The organism is Mucilaginibacter dorajii, from assembly GCF_024808255.1.
GTDB lineage: Bacteria > Bacteroidota > Bacteroidia > Sphingobacteriales > Sphingobacteriaceae > Mucilaginibacter > Mucilaginibacter dorajii.
On record NZ_JANTYS010000009.1, the window covers coordinates 22,771 to 46,782 of the forward strand.

16 protein-coding genes are annotated in these 24,012 nt (G+C 42.9%); 13 read left to right on the forward strand and 3 right to left on the reverse strand.

Going from position 1 to position 24,012, the window contains the following annotated elements:
- Positions 1-34: 34 nt before the first annotated feature.
- Complete coding sequence (locus tag FHS10_RS13710; RefSeq protein WP_259091534.1) at positions 35-622, reverse strand: RNA polymerase sigma-70 factor; 588 nt, start codon at positions 620-622, stop codon at positions 35-37.
- A gap of 160 nt (positions 623-782) precedes the next feature.
- Between FHS10_RS13710 and FHS10_RS13715 the strand changes: the two genes are divergently transcribed.
- The 13 genes from FHS10_RS13715 (at position 783) to trpC (ending at position 18,565) form a co-directional block, all read left to right on the forward strand.
- Complete coding sequence (locus FHS10_RS13715; RefSeq protein WP_259091535.1) at positions 783-1,925, forward strand: FecR family protein; 1,143 nt, start codon at positions 783-785, stop codon at positions 1,923-1,925.
- A 191-nt stretch (positions 1,926-2,116) separates the two neighbouring features.
- Positions 2,117-5,413, forward strand: a complete 3,297-nt coding sequence (locus tag FHS10_RS13720) for a TonB-dependent receptor (RefSeq protein WP_259091536.1) — start codon at positions 2,117-2,119, stop codon at positions 5,411-5,413.
- A 10-nt stretch (positions 5,414-5,423) separates the two neighbouring features.
- Positions 5,424-6,908 carry a RagB/SusD family nutrient uptake outer membrane protein gene (locus FHS10_RS13725; protein WP_259091537.1) on the forward strand — a complete coding sequence of 495 codons (1,485 nt, stop codon included), beginning with the start codon at positions 5,424-5,426 and terminating at the stop codon, positions 6,906-6,908.
- A 727-nt stretch (positions 6,909-7,635) separates the two neighbouring features.
- A complete protein-coding gene (locus tag FHS10_RS13730) occupies positions 7,636-8,142 on the forward strand; it encodes an RNA polymerase sigma factor (RefSeq protein WP_259091538.1) in 507 nt (168 codons plus the stop codon).
- Positions 8,132-8,758, forward strand: coding sequence for a hypothetical protein (locus tag FHS10_RS13735; RefSeq protein ID WP_259091539.1), 627 nt, complete (start codon positions 8,132-8,134; stop codon positions 8,756-8,758). Before FHS10_RS13730 ends, FHS10_RS13735 begins: the two co-directional genes overlap by 11 nt.
- Positions 8,759-8,872: 114 nt before the next feature.
- Complete coding sequence (locus tag FHS10_RS13740) at positions 8,873-9,970, forward strand: acyl-CoA dehydrogenase family protein (protein ID WP_259091540.1); 1,098 nt, start codon at positions 8,873-8,875, stop codon at positions 9,968-9,970.
- A 1,233-nt stretch (positions 9,971-11,203) separates the two neighbouring features.
- Complete coding sequence (gene pafA / locus FHS10_RS13745; protein ID WP_259091541.1) at positions 11,204-12,880, forward strand: alkaline phosphatase PafA; 1,677 nt, start codon at positions 11,204-11,206, stop codon at positions 12,878-12,880.
- 303 nt (positions 12,881-13,183) lie between these two features.
- Positions 13,184-13,807 (forward strand): thiamine phosphate synthase, encoded by a 624-nt coding sequence (locus tag FHS10_RS13750; RefSeq protein ID WP_259091542.1) that lies wholly within the window; start codon positions 13,184-13,186, stop codon positions 13,805-13,807.
- A gap of 163 nt (positions 13,808-13,970) precedes the next feature.
- Positions 13,971-14,825, forward strand: coding sequence for a DoxX-related protein (locus FHS10_RS13755; RefSeq protein WP_259091543.1), 855 nt, complete (start codon positions 13,971-13,973; stop codon positions 14,823-14,825).
- Positions 14,826-14,945: 120 nt separating this feature from the next.
- Positions 14,946-15,374 carry a cytochrome B gene (locus FHS10_RS13760; protein ID WP_259091544.1) on the forward strand — a complete coding sequence of 143 codons (429 nt, stop codon included), beginning with the start codon at positions 14,946-14,948 and terminating at the stop codon, positions 15,372-15,374.
- A 232-nt stretch (positions 15,375-15,606) separates the two neighbouring features.
- Positions 15,607-17,016, forward strand: a complete 1,410-nt coding sequence (locus FHS10_RS13765) for an anthranilate synthase component I family protein (protein WP_259091545.1) — start codon at positions 15,607-15,609, stop codon at positions 17,014-17,016.
- 80 nt (positions 17,017-17,096) lie between these two features.
- Entirely contained in the window at positions 17,097-17,705 is a 609-nt protein-coding gene (locus tag FHS10_RS13770; RefSeq protein WP_259091546.1) for an anthranilate synthase component II, read from the forward strand.
- A gap of 77 nt (positions 17,706-17,782) precedes the next feature.
- On the forward strand, positions 17,783-18,565 hold the full coding sequence (gene trpC / locus FHS10_RS13775) for an indole-3-glycerol phosphate synthase TrpC (RefSeq protein ID WP_259091547.1): 783 nt from the start codon (positions 17,783-17,785) through the stop codon (positions 18,563-18,565).
- A 251-nt stretch (positions 18,566-18,816) separates the two neighbouring features.
- On the opposite strand, the gene FHS10_RS13780 is transcribed toward trpC, so the two are convergent.
- Positions 18,817-20,307, reverse strand: coding sequence for a SusD/RagB family nutrient-binding outer membrane lipoprotein (locus FHS10_RS13780; RefSeq protein ID WP_259091548.1), 1,491 nt, complete (start codon positions 20,305-20,307; stop codon positions 18,817-18,819).
- 14 nt (positions 20,308-20,321) lie between these two features.
- Entirely contained in the window at positions 20,322-23,507 is a 3,186-nt protein-coding gene (locus FHS10_RS13785) for a SusC/RagA family TonB-linked outer membrane protein (RefSeq protein ID WP_259091549.1), read from the reverse strand.
- Positions 23,508-24,012 lie beyond the last annotated feature (505 nt).

The window sequence follows — 24,012 nt, forward strand, 5'->3', positions numbered from 1 at the left end:
AGGCAAAATAAAAGAATAACTTCTTTCTGTGAGGTTAAGAGGCAAAAAGAACCAGCAGAAGTGTAGCTGCACCGCTCACCCTGGGATATTCTGTTCTTAAATATTTTAAGGCAATGGTGATCTGATTTTCCACGGTACGTTTGGATATATTAAACTTACGGGCAATTTCCTCGTTAGTTAAATTTTGTACCCGGCTCAACCAAAAAATCTCCTGGCAACGTGGTGGTAGCTGTTGAAGTATGGAAGATAGCTCGGTCTGGAGATCTTCATAGTCCAGTTTGTTAATACTTTCGTTGTCTACCGCAAAGTTCTCCTCCCCGGTAAACTGCTCTATGTATTCAATAATATTTATCTGGGCCGCCTTCAGATACTTGTACACATGATACCGGGCAGCCGCCTTAATGTAATTTGAAAAGTTGAGGATATTGATGGTTTTTCGTTTTTGCCACAGCTCCACAAAAACATCATGTGTAATTTCTTCGGCTGCCGGGCCATCTTTCAAATAGTAACTGGCGGTTTTATAAAGCTTACTCCAATACCTGTTATACAGAACTACAAAAGCCCTGGAATTATCAGAGACAACAGCGTCCCATAATTCGTTGTCAGTAAGTTTATTGGCCATAATTGGTTCGATAAAAGTAGAAAATATATGTCATTTGCAAATGTCATTACTACAGAAATTTCCCTTTTTAGAAAAATATTTCATTTAACATGTGTGTTGCCCGTGTTTTTTGAGCACTATATATATGAAGCGCAAAATCTCCATTTGCCAAACCAATTAAATGACACCAGAAGAATATATACTGTTATATGAAAAATTCTTATCGGGCGGATGTACCCCTGATGAAGAAAAGCGACTGATGGAGTACCAGGACGCATTTGAAATGCAGCAAGATGTACAAAACAGCAAGTTAACTGACAGCGACCGATTGTTGCGCCGGGCCACTTACACACGGATCGACGAGTCGGTAACACCAGTTAAAATCAGGCGGATCAAGCCAACATGGTGGTGGTATGCTGCCGCTGTATTGCTGTTAACACTTACCCTTGGCAAACTACTGCTAAAGCCAGAGAAACCCCTGCAGTTTACAGCCATTAAAAAGCAAAACAGCAGCAAACCCATCCTGCCGGGTAAAAATACGGCTATCCTTACCTTATCAAACGGAACGAGCATTGTTTTAGACGATGCTAAAAATGGGGTGCTGGCCAAATCCGGAAAAACGGAGATCAAAAAAATGAAAAACGGCCTGATTGCTTATACCGGGAAGGATGCAAATGCGGGAGCAGCCGCGTTGAACACCATTGCCACACCCAGGGGAGGCCAATATGCCGTTATGCTGCCCGACGGAACCAATGTATGGCTAAATTCACAATCATCACTTACTTATCCCGTTGCTTTTAATGGCCAGGAGCGCAACGTTACCCTAAAAGGCGAGGCCTATTTTGAGGTAGCTAAAAATAAAAAACATCCATTTATTGTACACACCGATAATGTAAAGGTAAAGGTATTGGGCACACACTTTAACGTAGCGGCCTATACCGATGATGATGAAGTAAAAACCACCTTGCTGGAAGGCTCTGTAAACCTAAGTAAAGGCACTTCCTCTGCCATGCTGGTACCGGGCCAACAAGGTATTGTGACAGCTACCGGGGATAACATAATCACCAAAACGGTAAATGTAAACCAGGCTATCGCCTGGAAAATGGGTTATTTTCTTTTCAGGGAAAATAGCATTCGCGATATTATGAAACAGATGGCCCGCTGGTATGATGTGGAGGTGGAATACAAAGGCACACCAACCAGCAAAACTTTTGGGGGTACTTATGCTAAAGATAAAGACATTAACGAACTCCTTAACGGACTTGAATTAACAGGATTGGTACATTTTAAAATTGACGGAAGGAGGATAATCGTTATGAAGTAACTCTTATTTAAATAACGGTTATCTGGAAAATATACCAGGAGCGTTTCGACCGCCCCCGGTAATAAAGCCAGGTAACTTATCGATTGTGAGACAACCTTTTATTAATTAAACCTAACATTCAAATGTATAAAATATTTACTGAATCAAAGTTCAGGTGGCATAATCATGCCCATTTAAAATTTATCCGGATCATGAAATTAACCTTTGCTTTGATCCTGCTGGCTATGATGCAGGTTAGTGCAGCCACTTACGCGCAAAAGGTAAGCCTTGAGGTACAAAAAATGCCCCTGGAAGATGTGCTTTTTACATTACAACAGCAAAGTGGCTATGATTTTATCTATAGCTCGCATTTAATCAAAACGGCGGCACCTGTATCATTATCATTAAAAAATGTTACTGTAACACAGGCATTAGATAAGATATTTTCAGATCAGCCATTGATTTATCTTATCCACAAAAAAACGATAACTATAAAAGAAAAACCCGACGTGGTGGCTGTTAATGCCTTTTCTGTTAAAGGTAAAATTACTGATAATACGGGGGCGCCTTTCCCTGGCGTAAATATCCAGGTTAAAGGAACAGGTACAGGTACCATTAGCGCTGCCGACGGCACCTACAGCATCAACGTGCCCGATGGAAACGCTGTGCTTACTTTTAGCTTTGTTGGTTTTGTTAAACAGGAAATAGTTGTAGGCGATAAAACGCAGATTAATGTTATCCTGGCAGAAGATAAAAAGGCCCTGAACGAAGTTGTAGTAACAGGGTACAGCACACAAAGCAAGCATACCCTCACCAGCGCTATCGTATCTGTAAAAGGCGAGGAGATGACAAAAAGAGTTGCCACAGATCCATCTTCGCTGTTGCAGGGCCAGCTACCGGGTTTATCGGTTGTACAAAATTCGGCAGAGCCCGGTAACGAAAAGGTTCAATTGCGCATCAGGGGTGTTGGTACTTTTAGTAGTGCCGGAACCGATCCTTTGGTTATTGTAGATGGATTGCCGGGCGATCTGAGCATTATCAATCCAAATGATATTGAATCGGCAACGGTTTTAAAAGATGCGGCAGCCGCAACAATTTATGGTTCAAGAGGTGCAAACGGCGTATTGGTCATTAAAACTAAAAAGGGAGCTGTAGGTGGTTTCCAGTTGTCCTATAATTACAATATAGGTTTTGCCACGCCCACCAGGCTGCCTAAACTGATCACCAATTCGGCTACGTATATGTCATTGCTGAACGAGGCAGAGGCAAATTCAGGCAACGCGCCCATTTATACGCAAGCCCAGATTGATCTTTATCAAAATGCTACAGACAGGGTAAAGTACCCAAACCACGACTGGCTTAAAGACATGTTTAGCACAGCTACCGTGCAAAATCATTATTTAAACCTATCCGGCGGTAACGATAATACTACTTACAGCCTGGGTTTGGGTTTCACAGATCAGCCGGGCACCATGAAAGGGTTTGATTATAAAAAATATACGCTCGACCTGGGCCTTAGCTCGAAGGTAAATAAAAGGGTTACCCTGGGTACCAATTTCCAGATCCGCTATGGCGATAGGGCATTTCCTAACGACAACGCCACGGATCTGTACATTTCAACCCTGGCACAATCGCCTTTATACCCGGCCCAAACAGCCGATGGCCTTTGGATAACCAAGGCTTACGATAAAGAGCTTGGTAATAAAAACCCGGTATTAACGTCAACCATATTAACGCATAACCCCAATTATTATGGCCAGGGAAATATTTCGCTGGATGTAAAGATCACGGATGCCCTGAAGTGGGAAAACCGCGTCGGTTTAAGTTTCAATGTCGACAAAAACAAAACCTTCAGGCCCGTAATACCCGAGTACCTGTACAGCGATCTTTCTTACTACCGCAACGCGGATGTTGGTACGCCCGGTATGACCTCAACCGAAAATGACGATATCCACTCCACGGTGTACAGCCAGTTGAATTTTCATAAATCATTTGGCAGGCATGACCTTACCATTCTTGGTGGCGCACAGCAGGAAGTTGATAACGTCAGCGATATCAACGCGTTTCGTACTAATTATCCAACCAATGAGCTATCAGAAATTGATGCCGGATCGCTAAACGGGGCGACCAACGGCGGTACATCTGCCGAATGGGTAGTAAACTCCTATTATGGCAACGCCAATTATAGCTTTAGTGATAAATACCTTTTAGGAGCCAGTGTAAGGTATGATGGATCATCGCGCCTGCCTAAAGATTCGCGCTGGAAACTCTATGAGTCATTTTCGGCAGGCTGGCGGGTATCACAGGAAAGCTTCCTGAAAGATGTAAGCTGGATAAACGATTTAAAGATCCGCGGTTCATGGGGTAAGCTGGGTAACCAAAACATAGGTACCTATCCTTATCAGTCGGCATTGTTACAAAGCGCTTATGCCTTTAACGGCACTATAACAAACGGTTTCCAGGCAAATCAATTGGTTGACCCAAACCTCACCTGGGAATCGGCAAGGATGACCGATATTGGTGTCGATTTTACCGCGTTTAACAACAAGCTTACCTTTACGTTTGATTGGTTTAATAAATACACCTATGATATTTTACGTCAATCGCAGGTACCATTGGCCCTTGGCGTTAACGCGCCAATTGTAAACAATGGCGCGGTTAGCAATAAAGGTGTTGAATTTAGCCTGCACTACCAGGGCCGTCTCAATGAAAAGATCAGCTATTATGCAACGGCTAATTTCCAGGCATACCGCAATAAGCTGGTATCATTTGGCGCACCGGAAATTGGCGGGCCCGACCAGCAAACCATTATGCAAAATGGATATCCTATCAACTCGTTTTACCTGTATACCATGGATGGTATTTTCCAAAACCAGGCCGAAATCGACAAATCGCCAGATCAATCTTCATTGGGCGGTGTTCCCACTCCCGGCGATATCAAGTATAAAGATATCAATGGTGATGGTAAGGTTGATGCCAAAGACCGCAGCATTCAGCCGGGTCAATATCCTAAGTTTGAGTACTCTTATACTATGGGTGCTACTTATGGTAATTTTGATGCCAGTGTACAGCTATATGGATCATATGGCAACAAGCTGTATTTATACAAATGGGGTGTTGATCCCTTCGCGCAAGGTGCAGCCCCAACAACCGACTGGCTAAACCGCTGGACACCTCAAAATCCATCAACCACGATGCCTAAAATTTACATGGGTTTTTACGGCTATCCTAAAATTACCAGCGTACAGTCTACTTATCATTTATACAGCGCCAGCTTTATGCGTATTAAAAATGTGCAGTTAGGCTACACCTTTCCGGCAAGGATGATCAATGGGGTTAAATCTATCAGAATTTTCGCTTCTGTAGATAACCTGGCCTTATTCACCCCGCTTAAACAGGGTGCCGATCCGGAAAGACAGGATATCAACAACAGGCCCGATGCCTGGTATGGCTTTGCCGGCTATCCGCAAAACCGTACTTACACATTTGGCGCATCCGTTAAATTTTAACTAAAAAACAATGAAAAGATATATCATGATATTTTTGGCAGCGGTTGCTTGTTTAGCGTCCTGCAAAAAACTGGATCTAACCCCTCCGGATAAATTATCAAACACCACGTTTTGGAAAACACCCGCCGATGCAGACCTGGCGCTTACCGGTGTTTATGCTACGTTATATGGCCAAAATGGCCAGATTTCTACGTATGCCCCAATGTGGTACGAAAACTTTAGCGACGACTCTTATACACAGAACAACCAGGCCGGTGCCCAGCAGGCACTCATTGCCGGGTTAACCCCTAACAGCGGCGGTTTTATTGCCGATGGTAGCCATAGCTTGTATATTAACGCTTACCAGGGCATTGCAGCAAGTAATACCTTCCTGGCCAATGTTGGCAAGGTATTAACCGGCGATAAGCTTACGCAATACCAGGGAGAGGCCTATTTTATTCGTGGCTTTAACTACTTTTTGCTGGCCGAAACCTATGGTAACGTGCCGGTTTTAACTGCCGACCCAATCACATCTGATTTTAAAGCTAAGGTGAGTAAATCTTCGCGGGCAGATGTGTTAAAACAGGTAGAAGCCGATCTTACAAAAGCTATCGCATCGCTTCCCGACCAGAAATATACCAATGGCCACGTGGTGAAGGCGTCGGCCCAGGGTATAATGATCAGGGTGCTGTTGTTTGAAAAAAGGTATACAGAAGCGGCGGCTTTGGCTAAGGCGGTTATTAACGGCGGCCTGTTTTCTTTAAATAACAATTACCCTTCAAACTTTTACAAGCCAGATCAGCAAAGCAGCCCCGAGATCATGTTTTCTGTACAGTTCCAGGCGCCAACTATCCCGCATCCCAATTCACTTACCATGATCCTGATATTGCCGGGGTATGTTGATTTACAGGGCACGCAGGACATGATCAACGAGTATGAAACCAATGATCCAAGAGAAAAAATGACTTTCTTTTTCCCTGGCGATACCCCGGCCCAGGGATGGCCGTTTCCCGGTACTGTTGGAAAACCTGGCGTGAATAACTGGACCGCGGGCTTCTATCCCTCAAAAAAATGGGTCGACCCCAAGATCGTTAATCCGCAACCAGGCTTGCTTGATGACCAGGACTATGTTTGGTTACGTTATGCCGATATCAAGTTGATGTATGCAGAAGCCCAAAATGAAGCAGTTGGTCCCGATGCCAGTGTATACCAGCAGGTTAATGAAGTACGCGCAAGGCCGGGTGTAAATATGGCGGCATTACCCGCGGGGTTATCACAGGCAGATATGCGCACCAAAATACGGCATGAGCGCAGGGTAGAGTTTGCATTGGAAGGCCTGCGTTATTTTGACCTGCGCAGGTGGGGTTTAGCCACCGGCAAACTAAATGGCTTTACACAAAATCCGTTGATCCCGGCTACCAAAACCATATATAAAGACAATTTTGATTTTTGGCCGATACCGCAATCAGAGATCGATAGAAATGCACCTGTATTAACCCAAAATGACGGATATTGATCAGTCCTACTTAAGCTTATGCGGATAATACCAAAAGAGCGGTAAAAAAGCTGACAATACCAAAACTGATAAAAAGAGGCTGGATCGTATGATCAGCCTCTTTTTTTGATTTATTCTGGGCCTGGTTTCCATCCCGATTTAATCAATAGGTGGAATGACAATAATAAAGCTATGTCATTATAATACACATCTTTTATTAAAGAAAAATGTCATTTCGAACGAGCATGTGCAGGGGAAAGTGGGGCGCGAGGAGAAATCTTCTACAATTTGCATGGCCGGATGTTCGCTTTTACAAGATTTCTCCTCACCTCCGGCGCGCAATCCTACCTCGGTTCGTTCGAAATGACAACGTTTCTTATTTATTTGTTAAAAAGCAAAAGATGTGTACACACTGTAGCTCTCAAGAGGGGATTTTAAAAATAACCATCTAAAAAATACATCATGGGTAGGAACAAACGAAGCAATGACATTTCCTTTCGTTTTTAAACAGCCTCTAAGATCGCAAAGCAAAAAACCTTTGCGACCTTAGCGCCTTTGCGTGAATAAAATCTTCAACAATAGTATTGGGCTTTAACCTCTTTTGAACAGTAAAATATGATTTGGCTTAGTGCGTCCAAAAGTCCTTGCTCCTTCATCCAAAAATCTTTTATCCAAAAACGTGTAACGTTTTTCAAAACCCGGTACTTATTGTATGTTGATGAATTAATTTACACGATTATATTTAAAGGTGAATACTGAAGAAGCCCATTTTATGCAGCTCATTGGCCAAAACAAGGGCATCCTGTTCAAGATCTGCAGGATCTATCTTGAGGATGCTAATGACCGGGAGGATCTGTTACAGGAAATGATTTTACAGTTATGGCGCGGGTTCCATTCATTTAAGGGCGAAAGCAAATTTAGTTCGTGGATGTACCGGGTGGCATTGAATACCGCCATTGCCTTTTTTAAAAAGGAAAAACGCCGACCAGACAGCGAACAAATCCCCTTAAATTTCGATCCGGCTGATGAACGGGGTAACAGCAGCGAAAAAGAAGAGCAGCTGGCCTTGTTTTACAAAGCAGTGCAACAGCTCAACAAGGTTGAAAAAGCGTTGATATTCCTGTACATGGAAAACCAGCCGCATGATGAAATTGCCGCCAACCTGGGTATTACCACCGTTAATGTACGTGTACGCCTCAACAGGATCAAGAACAGATTGAAAGACATTATTAAAAAACTGAGCGATGAACATTGAAGATTTAAAAGACACCTGGAACAACGATGAGCCAAAAGGCATGCAGTTGCCCGATAACACCGCGATAAGTGGCAAAACAACTTCGGTGATTGATAAAGTGCGCGCAAACATGAAATCGGAATTTATAGCTACCATCATAGCATACCCTATAATAATAGCTTACCTGGCGTTTAGTCATACCAGGCCCTTGTTTTTAAATGTAACAAGTATTTTGTTGTTCACCATCATGATCCTCAACGCGTATTTCTATACCAGGTTTTACAGGTTTTATAAGTCGGCAGGGCAATATAACCTGGCAGTTAAAGCGGGCATTCGCAAAATTACCTATGACCTGGAGCTTAATACCGAAATTTATAAGGCCTATAATTTTTGTGTGGTGCCCCTGGCCATGATCCTGACCATAACCTTGTTTTCCGACAAGCTGGTATCCGATTACCTGCAACGCGCATTAACTGCTGATGCCATTTCGGTAGCCGGTATGGCGGCTATTTTAGTAACTATTCTTTTTTCATTTATTATTACACTTGCTATAACAAATTACTACATCAAAACCCTATACGGCAAATACATTGCCGAATTAAAACAGGTAATTGATGATTTGGATAGTGAGGAATAGATATGAGACATGAGATTTGAGATCAATCTCGCATCCTGTTTAAAATTGAAAGCAATTTTGTCTATTATTCTTTGTCTAAAAGTCCTATAGTCCAACAATCCCAAAAGTCCAACAATGTCTAATACCCATCCCTCCTACTTATTAAAGCCCGATTGGGTAAAAACCATCCGCGATACGGCTGCCGGAGCTGAGCAGATGGGCGCGTTGCACCCTGATCAGTTAGCGCTGATTTATGAACAGGGCTGGTTTAAATTCCTGGTACCTAAAGCATATTCGGGTTTGCAGTTGGCATTGCCCGATATGGTACGATTAGAAGAAAGCCTGGCCTGGGCCAATGGCGGCTTGGGTTGGGTGGTCACACTTTGCAGCGGGGCCGGTTGGTTCGGCGGCTTTTTATCGCCCCAAATTGCGGCCGAACTTTTAAACAACCCGCGTTTATGCCTGGCCGGTAGCGGTGCCTCAACCGGAACTGCAACCATTACCAATGATGGCTATATCATTAACGGGACGTGGAAGTACGCCAGCGGTGCGCATCACGCCACCCACATAACCGCCAACTGTATTATTAAAAACGGAAATGAGCCTGTTTTAAATGCCAATGGCAGCGAACTGATCCTGCCCTTTATTTTTGATAAAAAAGATGTGCAGGTTTTCCCGGCATGGAAATATATGGGCATGGCGGCTACCGGCAGCGACGCTTACGAGGTAAACAACCTTTTTGTTAAAACCGACCGCTGTTTTAAAATTGATCCCGAATTTACGGTGATTGATGAGCCCCTATACCGATACCCGTTTTTACAATTAGCCGAGGCTACCCTTGCTGCAAATATCTCGGGGATGGCTGTTCATTTCCTTGATCTATGCAAATCCATATTTGAAGAAAAGCAAGCGGGCAAGCGATGGGGTACCATCCAGCACGAAATCACAACAAATTTGCTAAATGGATTAAGCAATCAGCTAAACCAAGCCCGGCAGGAGTTTTACCTGGCGGTTGATGCTTCCTGGCAAAGCTGCCTAACTCAACCGGCCAGTCATTTGCAGGAAGTTAGCCAAACCAGTCGCAAACTGGCCAAAACCGCCCGCGAATGTGTCGACCAACTTTATCCCTACTGCGGCCTGCAAGCCGCCAGCCCGGATACAGAGATTAACCAGGTATGGCGGGATTTGCATACGGCCAGTCAGCACGCGTTGTTAACATTCAGCGCTGCTTAAAAACGATTTCTATCATGAGTGGCAAAACTTCACGAAAATCTGAAGAGGAAATGACAATATAAAGCTATGTCATTGCGAGTTATAAAATCCGCGGGACTCTGAAGGTGGCAATGACGCAGATCGCATGGCGGCAAAGACTCACCCGCCAGCGCTACGCGCGGCACCCTCCTCTTCGGCTTCGCCGGAAAGAGGGGGTTGAAGTTTTTTTTGTACATATATATTACTTGTAATCAATTAATTAACTATCAAAAACCCCTCTTTCCACCGCAGGTGAAGAGAGGGTGACGGGCGAAGCCTCGCCGGGTGAGTCTTCGCCCGCGTTCAAAGCCAATGTTTGTGTAAAGTACAAAACGTCATGGGTAGACACATAGCAACTATTCGCGAACTTACAAGGCGAAAAGGCGTGGCGTAGAATAGATCCTTCAAACGTTACCCATGACAAGTCCACCATGTCATTGCGAGGTATAAAATCCGCAGACTGTGAAGGAGGAAATGACATATAAAACGCGTCATGGGTAGGCACGAAGCAATCGCATGCTCTACAGGGCGAATCTGCACAGTTCGCGATTGCTTCGTGCCTACCCATGACATAGCTTTATATTGTCATTTCCTCTTCAGATTTTCGCGAAATTTTATCACTCAGGATGACAGGCGTTTTTTTGTGTTTAAACAGCTTTTAAGGGCTTACCAAAAAACCGGTAATTCAACAGTAACAAACAGGGTAAAATTGACCTTAATGTGAGATGTACAAAAAGTGCCCGCAACAGCAACTTCGGTATAAATTTGGATATAAAAATAAAGCCCTCGGCCGCCTCCGTTTTAACTTGTAAAATTTTAGCATTTTTTGTAAATTTGATTTAATCCCGGTGCCGCGTTAGTTCTGCGCGGTTATTGCAGTTTCTTGAAAAAAAGAAAAGGCAAAATCAATAAAAACAAAACATAACCATCTGTTTTATAGTAACATATAAAAAACACGCCGTTTAAAAAGGATATTCAAAGGTGCATCAACGGTAAACCAAAGGATCGCGAAAGGTGTACAAAAGGTGATTGGGAGGGGTGTAAACGGTATGCCACAGGTTTGCGGTTAAAAAGGATCAAATTTTAACAATTTCAAAAAGCCCCGTATCTCCTAACCAACACCCCGATGCGCTGTTTTTGTAACAATCACCTATAACTTAACACAAAGTTCACACAGCAATAGTGATATTTGGCCAATTCAAAATCATCTTTAAAATGAAGTTTAAACATCTGCTGCTTGTTTCCTTATCATTGGTAACTCTTTCCGCATCGGCACAAAATAAAAAAGCTGTTGCCCCTGCTGCTTCATCTTCCATCCCCCGCCCTAAATTGGTGGTAGGCCTGGTGGTTGATCAAATGCGCTGGGATTACCTGTACCGCTACTATGACCGCTACCAAAGCGGCGGATTTAAACGCATGCTGAATGAAGGTTTTACCTGCGATAACACCAACATTGATTATATCCCTACCGTAACCGCGGCAGGCCATACCTGTATCTACACCGGCTCTATCCCTGCAATACATGGTATTGTTGGCAACGATTTTATCATTCAAGCTACCGGAAAATCTATCTATTGTACTGATGATAGTACTGTTACCGCGGTTGGCAGCACCTCAAAAGCCGGCCAGATGTCACCCCGTAATTTGCAGGTTACTACCGTTACCGATGAGTTGAAACTGGCAACCAACTTCCGTTCAAAAGTTATAGGGATTGCGTTAAAAGATCGTGGTGGAATTTTACCTGCCGGTCATACAGCCAATGCGGCTTACTGGTTTGATGATGCCAGCGGCAACTGGATCACCAGTACCTATTACATGAATGATCTGCCTGCCTGGGTTAAAAAATTCAATGACCAAAAAATCCCCGAAAAATACCTGAAACAGGACTGGAATACACTTTACCCAATAAACACTTACCTGCAAAGCGCACCGGATAACAGCCCAAGGTACGAGGGTAAATTTGCCGGTATGGAAGCGCCAACCTTCCCCATCAAAACATCGGATTTATATAAAGGCAAAATAGGCATGATCCGTTCAACCCCATACGGTAACTCCATGACCCTTGATTTGGCTAAAGCTGCTGTAGAAAGCGAACAATTGGGCAAAAACACAGTTACCGACTTTTTAGCGGTAAGCCTTTCATCAACAGATTACATCGGTCACCAGTTTGGGCCAAACTCGGTTGAGATAGAAGATACTTATTTAAGACTTGACCGCGATATTGCCACCTTTCTTACTTATCTTGATGCCACTGTAGGTAAAGGTAACTACACCGTATTTTTATCTGCCGATCATGGCGCGGCTCATAACCCTACATTTTTAAAAGACCATAACATCCCTGCCGGTACCTGGGATGATGGCAATACCCAAAAGGAACTGAACACCATGCTAAACGATAAGTTCAAGGTAGATCATTTAGTGATCAGCATGGATAACTACCAGGTAAACTTCAACAATGCAGCTATTAAAAAAGCCGGCATCAGCGAAGATGCTATTAAGGCCGATTGTATTGCTTACCTTCAAAAACAAAGCCAGGTAGCTTACGCTATTGATCTGCAAAAAATTCAATCGGCTAATATTCCTGATGATTTGCGCAGCATGATCATTAACGGTTACAATGCCGAGCATAGCGGCGTAATACAAATCATTTTAAAACCTGGTTATTTTACCGGTCATGGCACTAATGACCGTGCTTCAACAGGCACCACACACGGCACCTGGGCACCGTATGACAGCCACATTCCTTTGGTATTTATGGGCTGGGGGGTTAAACACGGCAGCCTTAACCGCCAAACGCATATGACAGATATCAGCGCCACCATTGCTGCCTTACTGCATATCCAGGCACCAGATGGCAACGTGGGTAAAGTTATCAGCGAGGTGATTAAATAGACAAGAAGTCAGGGAAATCGCTTTTAAATTTCAAACTAAAAAGGAGGCACCTACGGAGCCTTGTTTTAAGAACTAATTTGGACTATAAACACGGGACTCCGCTGGAGTCTGTTTAGTGCAGTTTAAAACTCCGTTAGGAGTATCGTGTTTATAGGTTTAAAATCATCTGTCTTTTTGACTCCGTAGGTGTCTCCTTTTTAAAAGCAATTTCCCTGGAGAAGAAGTCCGGAAGTCGGTAAGTCCGAAAGAATTACTTCTTTTACTTATCGACTTCCGGACTTTACCGACTTTCGGACTAATACTATGAAAAAATACATTTCCAAATTTCATTACCTCACCCAGGATCTTCCCGACCGTACCCATATTGAACAGGTAGAAATAGCTTGCAGCGCCGGGGCCAATTGGGTGCAGTATCGTTGTCTTAGCAAATCAGATGATGAACTAATAGAGGAGATTAACCATATCGCCGGCATTTGTGACGACTGGGGCGCTACTTTGATTGTTACCAACCATTATCACCTCATCCATAAAGTTGATGTACAGGGCGTACACATTGAAGACCTTGACGCCAATCTTATGGCCATCCGTGATTTTATTGGTGAGGATAAAACACTGGGCGCATCGGCAACAAATTTACATGTGCTGTTAAAACTGCAGGATAGCGGCGTGGTAGATTATTGTGGTTATGGTCCGTTTGCGCATACAGATACCAAACCGAACGATTTTCCATTGTTAGGCTACAACGGCTACCGCGAATTGGAAAAAGCTGCCCTTGATATTCCTGTAATAGCGGTGGGCGGCATTCAGCTAAAAGACGTAGAGCAATTACTCAAAACCGGAATTTACGGCATAGCAGCGTCATCGGCCATCAACCTGTCTGCCGATCCGGCCGGCATGGTCAAAGCATTTTACAGATCGATGTATTGATTATCAATTCATTAACAGATCAAATTTCTAAAACGCTTTTTTCTGAACAAACTGAACGGGGAGTTATAAAGTCCTTATACACAATATTTTCGTTGATTAGGTTAAATTAGTTTTTGTATTGTAAATTGCATATAAATCCAATTAACCTTTATACCTAATCTTCATGGAAACCTATAACAAAGTGTGGCGCGTATTTTTTGCCGTATCGTTAGTTTCGATCGCAATTTTACAATTTATCTGCACCGGTTTCAGGCCGGTGATCATGCCGCCCGAGCCGGCATTTATTGGGCAAAGTACGTTTTGCATGTGCATATCAGGCATTATGCTCATTTTGGTATCAGCGGCCATTATATTTGGCATCAACTCACATGTTGTGGCCGATTACCTCGGGGCATTTATGCTACTGATTATTATAATTTTCCACATCCCCTATAATATCAAAACCAACCTGTTGTTTTTAGGTGGCTGGGGAGATGCATTTAAGCTGCTCGCCTTTTGCGGCGGGGCCTTGGTTGTGGCCACATCCCTACCAACCGAAAAAGTAAGCGGTATAGATGCAATAGCCGATAGGCTACGCCCCTATGGACCATACTTTTTTGCTACTACCATGATCGTTTTCGGGATAGAGCATTTTGTTTATCCGTCCTTTGTGGCAACACTCGTTCCCGCATGGGCAGGCTTCCCCTTATTCTGGACTTATTTTGCTGCAGTTGCACTTATTGCCGCAGGTGCCGCTATTATGTTTAAAATAAAGGTAAAGCTGGCAGCCAACCTGTTAGGCATCACCTTGTTTTTATGGCTCATCATGCTGCATATCCCACGCGCTGTTGCAGCCCAAAAACAGGATAACCAAAAGCGCAGTGCTGCCCTGCTCAAAAACCCGAAAGATGATACTGCTAACGGCACCAAGGTAAGTGAATCTACCGCTAACGAGTGGACCAGCGTTTTTGAAGCTTTGGGTTTTAGTGGCATCGCTTTTTTAATTGCCGGCACATATAAACCAAAGGTGATTGATTAATTTAAAAATGAATAGCTTGTCAATCCACCTTCAAATTCGTGTAAAAACATTTTCAATTGTTTAGGTTGAGCATATTTGAAAGCCAGTTTTGCTTATCTTCACACAAAAAAATTTGATAGCATGACAGCTTATAGCTTTTTACAACATCTTCATTCGGGTTTCAGGTATATTGTGCTGGCACTTATTGTGGCAGCCATTATTGGTTCGCTTATTGGCTGGTTGGGCAAAAAACCGTATACCAACGGCAATCGCAAGCTTAATTTGTTTGCCATGATCTCGGCGCATACACAATTGCTTATTGGCATAGTGCTGTATTTTGTTAGCCCGCTGGTACAGTTTAACAGCGAAACCATGAAGAATAAAGTAACCCGCTATTTCACTGTGGAACACTGGGTTATTATGATCATTGCCCTGGTTTTAATTACCATAGGCCACAGCAAATCAAAAAAAGCGGCCACCGCCGAGGCCAGGCACAAAACCATTTTTGTGTTCTATATCATTGCTTTAGTACTTATTTCGGCTGGTATCATACTTATCCCACGTAGCTAATAGGATTTAGCAATAAATAAACTTTCAAAAAAATTTGATAATTCATTTTTCTTTATAAATTTGTGGCCACGATGATTAAAAACGCAAATAAAAGCAGCTGGTGGCACCAATTAAATTTGGCAGCCGGATACGTTTTTAGTCAGAGATGATCTAATCAATTGTAAACCTAAGTGGAAACCCGGCGACCCCAATTCGCCGGGTTTTTTTATTTATAAAATTTTGAAAACATAACATGAGCAACTTTAAAATAACAACCACCTATAAAAAACTACTTGCCGATACCACCACCCCGGTAAGCATATACCTGCGCCTACGCGATGTGTTCCCCAATTCGCTGCTGCTGGAAAGTTCTGATTACCACAGCCGCGAAAACAGTTTGAGCTATATTGTTTGCGAACCCATTGCCGGCCTGGTGCTCAACAACGGCATCCTTAAAACACAATACCCCGATAGCAGCCAGGAAACCAGCGAAGCAGGTACGTTTGAGTTGATAGATGAGCTCAATAAATTTGTGGGCAAGTTTGAAACAGACGCACTTCCATTAAAAATGATCACCAATGGTTTGTTTGGCTACTTTACCCACGAGGCAGTTGAACATTTTGAAACCATTAAACTAAAAGAAAGCGACGATGTTACCCGACAAATCCCGGTGATGCAGTACCATATTTACCGTTACATCATCGCGGTTGACCACTTTAAAAACGAGCTTTACATTTTCCATAACCAGGCCGAAGGCGGACCAACCAATGGCGGTATCGAAAAACTGGAATACCTGATCAAAAACAAAAACTTCCCCGAGTATAGCTTCAAAAGCAATGGCCCCGAGCAATCGAACCTAAAAGACGAAGAATTTATTGCCATTGTTGAAAAAATGAAGCAGCATATTTACCGGGGCGATGTTTTCCAGATTGTGCCTTCAAGGGCATTTTCCCGTGCTTTCCAGGGCGATGAGTTTAATGTTTACAGGGCTTTGCGCTCCATCAACCCATCACCATATTTATTCTATTTTGATTATGGCGATTTCAGGATTTTTGGTTCATCGCCAGAGGCACAGATCACCATCAAAAATAAAGTAGCCAGCATTTTCCCAATCGCGGGCACCTTTAAACGCAGCGGCGATGACGTGAAGGATGCCGAAATAGCACGTGCTCTCGAAGCCGACCCCAAAGAATCAGCCGAGCATGTGATGTTAGTCGACCTGGCCCGTAACGACCTGAGCAGGCATTGCGAGCAGGTTGAGGTGAAGGCGTTTAAAGAAGTACAATATTATTCGCACCTCATCCATTTGGTATCGCACGTAAGTGGTAAACTGTTACCGGCTGTGTCCTCTTTCAAAATTGTGGCGGATACGTATCCTGCGGGAACATTAAGCGGCGCGCCGAAATACCGGGCCATGGAGATCATCGACGAAAACGAAAAAACAAAACGTAGCTTTTACAGCGGGGCAATCGGCTTTATGGGCTTTAATGGCGATTTTAACCATGCCATCATGATCCGATCGTTCCTCAGTAAAAATAATACGCTGCATTACCAGGCCGGAGCAGGCATAGTTGCCGGCTCGGTTGCCGAAAGCGAGTTGAGGGAAGTGGATACAAAAATATCAGCATTAAGAAGGGCTGTGGAGTTGGCGGAAGAGTTATAGAGAGCCCCCTAACCCCCTAAAGGGGGAATAAGGGTTGAATAATTAAATAATTGATAAGACATTCTTTAAGATATATAGAAATGAGCGAACAGATAAACTCCCCCTTTAGGGGGCCGGGGGGCTTGGGCATCCTGATAATAGACAATTACGATTCTTTCACCTATAACCTGGTGCATTTGGTTAATGAACTTGGCCTGCAATGCGAGGTTTGGAGGAACGATAAATTTGCGTTGGAGGATGTGGATGCATTTGATAAGATCATTCTTTCGCCAGGGCCTGGCATTCCATCTGAGGCTGGTTTGCTGCTGGATGTGATCGAGAAATACGCGCCAACTAAAAGCATTTTCGGTGTGTGTTTAGGTCAGCAGGCCATTGCCGAAGTTTTTGGCGGCAGCTTGTATAACCTTAGTCAGCCGATGCACGGCATAGCTACCCCCATAAAGGTGACCGACAAGAGCGAGCAGCTGTTTAAAAACCTGCCCGAAAGCTTTAAGGTAGGCCGTTATCATTCATGGGTGGTAAGCAATGATCTGCCCGAAACCTTACAGGTTACCGCCATTGATGAGACCGATAATTCCATTATGGCGCTATCGCACAAAGAATACGATGTGCGCGGCGTACAGTTTCACCCGGAATCTATACTCACCGAATATGGGAAGGAAATGATGGGTAACTGGTTGAATGGGTAATTAACAGATAATGATAACTTTGCAGATACAGTAATTTAACGAACTGAAATTCCCCCTTTAGGGGGTTAGGGGGCTTTATGACCATACTTGATAAAATAGTTGCCAATAAAAAAAAGGAAGTAGCCTACGCTAAAAAGCGTACGTCGTATGTCGAACTGGAAGAATCAGAATATTTCCACAGGGAAACTTATTCTTTCAGGGAGTTTTTGCTTGATCCGGAACGCAGCGGTATAATTGCCGAATTTAAGCGTAAATCGCCGTCAAAAGGCATTATTAACGATAAGGTAAGGGTGAGCAAAGTTACTACCGACTATGCCGCCGCCGGTGCATCTGCCCTATCGGTTTTAACCGACCGCGACTTTTTTATGGGCCGCAAGGCCGATCTGAAAAGGGCGCGCTCGGTAAATAGTATTCCTGTACTACGTAAGGACTTTATGATAGATGAGTACCAGGTAATAGAAGCCAAGGCATTGGGTGCCGATATCATTTTGCTTATCGCCGCCATCCTTACCCGTGCCGAAATCGATAAAATGGCAACACTGGCCAAAAGCATCGGGCTTAATGTGTTATTAGAAGTACACAACCTGGAAGAACTGGAACGCAGCATCCACCCTAAATTAGATGCAATTGGCGTAAATAACCGCAACCTGGCCGACTTTACCGTATCTGTGGATACATCGTACCAGTTGGCCCAACATATCCCCGCAGAGTTCATGAAAATATCCGAGAGCGCCATTAGCGATGCCGAAACCATCAGGCATTTGAAACTGGCCGGCTTTAACGGCTTTTTAATAGGCGAAACCTTTATGAAGCAAACAGACCCCGGGCAGGCGATGAAGGATTTTGTGGCGCAGTTGTAGTAGACATCAATATCGCTACTATGCATGCAGGGTATTATCCGGCTATAAGTTTACAGTTAGTTTTGTTCGTTTTTTGATTTAACGGTCTTTTTTTCAGGACGATAAACTACCGGTAAATTGCCTATAAATACACTCAATAATAACTTCATTGGCACATAAAAAGCCTTAAAGAAAATTTAAACAGGCTATAACGCAAAAGAGGGAGTTACCATTATGGCAACTCCCTCTTTTTGTAATATAGAAACTATAAATTAGTTTTTATCCCAATACATCCTGGTATCCTGTGCATCCGGACCTTGACGTGCAATTACAGCGTTGTAATTTGTTAAGTTAAGATCGTGCTCGGTTTGTGGATATTGTTGCCTGCGTGGTATTTTCTGACCCGGGCTTAATGATCCCGGAACCGGGTCAAGAAGCTTAGGCAAACCTGTACGGCGATATTCCGCCCATGATTCCCAGCCATCTCCAAGGAAAGCTGCAATCCATTTTTGAGTTAAAATTTGCTCTAACGCGTTAGCTGCAACAAATTTTACAGAGGCTTGAGCCAGGTAAGTAGCTGCGTCGGCATCGCTGATACCATTTTGCTCTAAAGACGCGGTTACACCTTTGGTATAAAAATCAGCAGCAGTTGCATCGCCACCAGAAATCCAGCCCAAATGAGCTGCTTCGGCCTGGGTAAACATGACCTGTGCATATGAAGTCCATATGGTTGGTGAACCCTGGCCAGAAACAGCAAGGCCAATTAACGATACGTTACCCGGTTTTGCACGTGTACCTTTGTTATAATTACCTAAAGCGCTTCCAAATGTGCCATATGGTAAACCTACATAGGTTTTTGAAGCTGTTGGTGCAGCATAAACTGGTAACCTTGGGTCGTTTAATCCAGAAAGCGTATTTACTACCAAGGTGCTTACCGCATAATCATAACGGCTACGATAGTTTGTAAAATATGGGTTTTCGTTTGTTTGAGCTGCAAGGTATGTATAAGTTGCATTATCGTCATTTGAGGTCATCAAACCACCCGCTACTGCTTTGGCGTATTCGGTTTTGCCGGTAGCAGGGTCAACCTTCGAAAGCCTTAATGCCATAACAGCATGCAATGAATTTGCCCAATGTTTCCATTTGGTGGCATCACCCTGAAACAATATATCGCTTGACAATGCAGCACCGCCATCAAATTGCGCCTGCGCGGCATCTAAATCTTTCATTAAAGCAGTATAAATATCCTTTTGAGCATCAAACGCCGGGGTAAAATTAGCCACACCGCTTAAAGCCTGAGAATAAGGGATATCACCCCACCTATCAGTTATAGTAAGATAAATGAAATCTGTAAGTATCCGCGCAGCGGCTATCTGGTTGTTATTTGAACCAAATTTGGTTGTAGATAACAGGTTTTTCTTAGCCGGATCTGTGTTAAACTGGATCAGCGTTTTTAAATCCTGCAGCGGACCGGTATAATATCCCTGGTAATCGTATTGTTTTAATGAAAACTGCGATTCGCTGGTATAAAATGTTTCGGCCAGGTATTGTGAATACAAATTGCCGGCAAATGAGTTGATATTGGTAGTTGCACCGGCACCGTTTATGCCGCCTATGTATTGAAGCGCACTTGTTAACAGGTAACCTGTTTGCGCATTCGGCGATTGGTTGGGGTTGATATTTACATCACCACCAACCTTACATGAGGCCAGGATGATGATACCGGCCCCGGTTATAATTTTACTGATATATGATTTTTTCATGATGGAGAATCTTATTAGAATGTTAACTTAATGTTGAAACCTAAGTTCCTGGTGTTTGGTAACTGACCGCCTTCATAGAATGAAGTTTGCAGTTGAGATGGGTCAACACCTTTTACCTTTGAATAAATCATCCATGGGTTTTGAGCTGTTATACCAAAATAAGCACTTTGGAACGGCGTTTTGTTCAGCATTCTTTTACCGAATGTGTAACCAACACTAACTTCTCTTAATTTAACATATGAAGCATCGTAAGTCCATTTTTCCCAAATCTGGCTGTATGATTGCTCGTATAATGTACGTGTTTCTACATAAGTAGTATTTGGTGTGCCATCGGCATGTACACCGGCAACTAAAGTACCGCCACCATCGGCAACAGCGTTACGTACAGGGTTACCTTTTGCATTGTTACCAACGGTTTCGATACCTAAGCCAGATCCGTTAAGGTTTTGCTGGGTGATAGATACAAATTTGCCGCCTTTTTGATAATCAAGCGAAAAAGCAAGTAAAAAGCCTTTGTAGTTAAATGAGTTGGTAAAACCGCCGGTATAGCTTGGTAGCATGCTGCCAAGGTTAACGTTATCGGCCCTAACAGGTAAACCATCTGCACCAACAATGATGCGGCCTTGTGAATCGCGTGTAAAGCCCGATCCAATAATCTGACCGTATGATTGACCAGGGAAACCGTTGATACCAAAGCTTGGTGAACCCACAAAACCAAAGCTTTGTGAACCTGCAGCCAGGTTACCACCAGATAAGGTGTAACCACCCGGACCATCAGGCGTAACTTTTACGTTGGTAACACCAGGGTAAAGTGAAAGAATTTTGTTACGGTTAAATGAAATATTGAAATCAACGTTCCAGGTAAAATCTTTTGATTTAACCGGTGTACCGCCAAGTGATACTTCAATACCATTGTTCCTGATAGAACCGGCGTTGATCACCACTGTTGAGTAACCTGTTGTACCATTAACCGGTAATGGCAGGATCTGATCTTTTGCAGTACGGGTGTAATAGTTGAAATCAAATTTAACCCTGTCCCTTAAGAAATGCAACTCGGTACCAATTTCATAAGCTGTAGAAAGAGTTGGTGTTAAAGTTGCGTTTGGTAAAGTATTCGGCACTGTTTGCACCGCGTCATTACCATGTGGCGTAGTACTTAAGTTATACGTAAGGTTAGTGGAATAAATAGGCGCATCAGATCCTAATTTTGCTGCCGACAACCTCAATTTACCAAAGCTGAAAGCATCGCTTTTTGGAAGAAGCTCGGAGAATACAAATGAACCTGATAAACCACCATACCAATAAGAATGGCTATTTACCGGTAACGTTGAAGAGATATCGTTACGGGCGTTAAAATCAAGGTATAAAAATTCTTTATAACCAAATGATGTATAACCATAGTAGCTGTTCACCCTTGATAAACCATTAAAGCTAAAAGCCGTTGGCGCGTTTGACGAGTTGCTAAGCGTATAAAGATCTGGTATAGCTAAACCACCATTGGTGTTACCAGCTGTATATAGGTAACGATCCTGGCGTGTTTCGGCATAAGCACCTGCTTTTACAGATAATTCACCAAAGTTGTGATTATAGGCCAAATTTGCTACGTAGTTATTTTCTTTATAAGAGTACTGGTTTTGTGAGTAAGCATCCACGTTAAGTGTACCAGAGCCTACGCGCGCGCTGGCGTCCCTGTTTAACAGATCTTCTCTTGCAATAATCGCGAATGACAGATCTTTAGTAAACTGGTATGATAAAGTTAAGTTACCATAAACGCGGTTGTTGTTTGATTGAGATGTATTTACGTAAGCCTCGGTATAAGGGTTATCCCAATAGTGCGGGGTTAAGTCATCCGGGCTGGTGATGTTCCATGAAGTAAATGTACCATCAGCACGACGGTAGTTTTTTAATTCATTAATATCAATATCCCTGTGGAACCATTGGCTGAATGAACCTGCTGTTTGAGTTCCGTATCCTTCGGCTGGGATGTTAAATGAATTTATTTGCGAAAAATTCATATTAGCGCTTAAAGTTAACTTCTTGGTTAATTTAAGTTCACCGTTAATGCCCACGTTGTTACGTTTCTGATCGCTGTTTGGTGTAATACCGGTTCTTTCAATGTTGGTATAAGATACCCTGATGTTATAATTATCAGCAGCTTTTGAAAACGCGGCGTTGGTATTGAAGGTAATACCTGTGCGGTAAAAATCACGTACGTTATTTGGCTGTGGAACAAATGGTTTCAGCTTGCCAAAATCAGGATTGCTTGGATCCCAGAAATACCATGGCGCATATAATGTTCCATCCATTTTAGGGCCCCAGCTTTCGTCAACACCGTAATCATAAATTTTTGTACCATTAAATTTGGCATAAGAAGCTGGCGAACCGTTGTTAGGATCATAAGTATAAGTATCCCAGTTTACGCTCGTACCGCCACCATATTCGTTTTGATACTGTGGCAACTGGTAAACTTTTTCAAACGTTGTTGATTGGTTAACAGAAACACCAACGCCTTTATCAGTACCTTTTTTAAGGGTAATAACAACAGCGCCTTCTGATGCACGCTGACCATATAAAGCAGTAGCGGCGGGGCCTTTCAATACAGATAGAGATTCGATATCATCATTGTTAACTGCATTCGGGTCGGTGATTACACCATTAACTACGTAAATTGGATTACCACCTGCCAATGAATTGATACCGCGGATACGGATAGTTGAAGTACCAAACTTAGCACCAGAACCGCCCAATACCTGGATACCGGCAATTTTACCTGCTAAAGCAGTATTCAAATCAGATTGTTTGGTAACAGTTAAATCGTCGCCTTTAACCTGTTGCGCAGCATAACCTAATGATTTTTGCTGACGAGAAATACCAAGGGCAGTAACAATTACTTCATTTAAGCCGCGGCTTGAAGTAACCATCACCACGTTGATGTGGCTTCCGGTTGCAGGAATATCCTGGTTAGCGTAGCCAATAAAGCTAAAAGTGATTGTTCCGTTATCAGGAACACTTAGGGAGTAATTACCATCGGCGTTGGTTTGGGTACCTGTAGTTGTCCCCTTAATTTTTACCGATACGCCTGGCAGCGGCAGGCCGTCTTCTTTGGCCGTAACCTTTCCTGTTACGGTATGGTTTTGCGCATATAGCTGTGTAACAGCTAACCACAAAATGCACAAAGTCGTTAGTAGACTTTTTTTCATAAATAATGAGTTAGTTAATAGTTAAAAACTTAAAGGGATAAACCTACGTGACATTTATAAAATATCAAATAAATAATTGTAACATTTCCCTTACATACGTATTAAAATGCAATTATATTATTTTTTATTGAATAAATAATAAAACATTTTGTTCCTTTGCTCGTTCTTAGATCGTAACTAAATCATTTAGTTAATAATAAGACAGTTAATAAAGTTAATTTGAACGGGGGAAATACGCGAGGTATTTCCCCCGTTTGTTTTATATCACAAGCCATAAAAAAGCATCAAAAAGCGCCATAAAATTCAAATTAGTGTGATTAATACAATAATTGCATTTTTACCACCCTAAGGGACACTTTTAAAAGGCATAACTACACCATCCAAATAACCACCCGGTGTCCGCCTAAAAAACAAACTAACAGGCACTTACCACACCATATGTATTATATAATCAATACATGTTAAATACATATTTCTTTAAAAGAAACAATAATGTTACAATTTT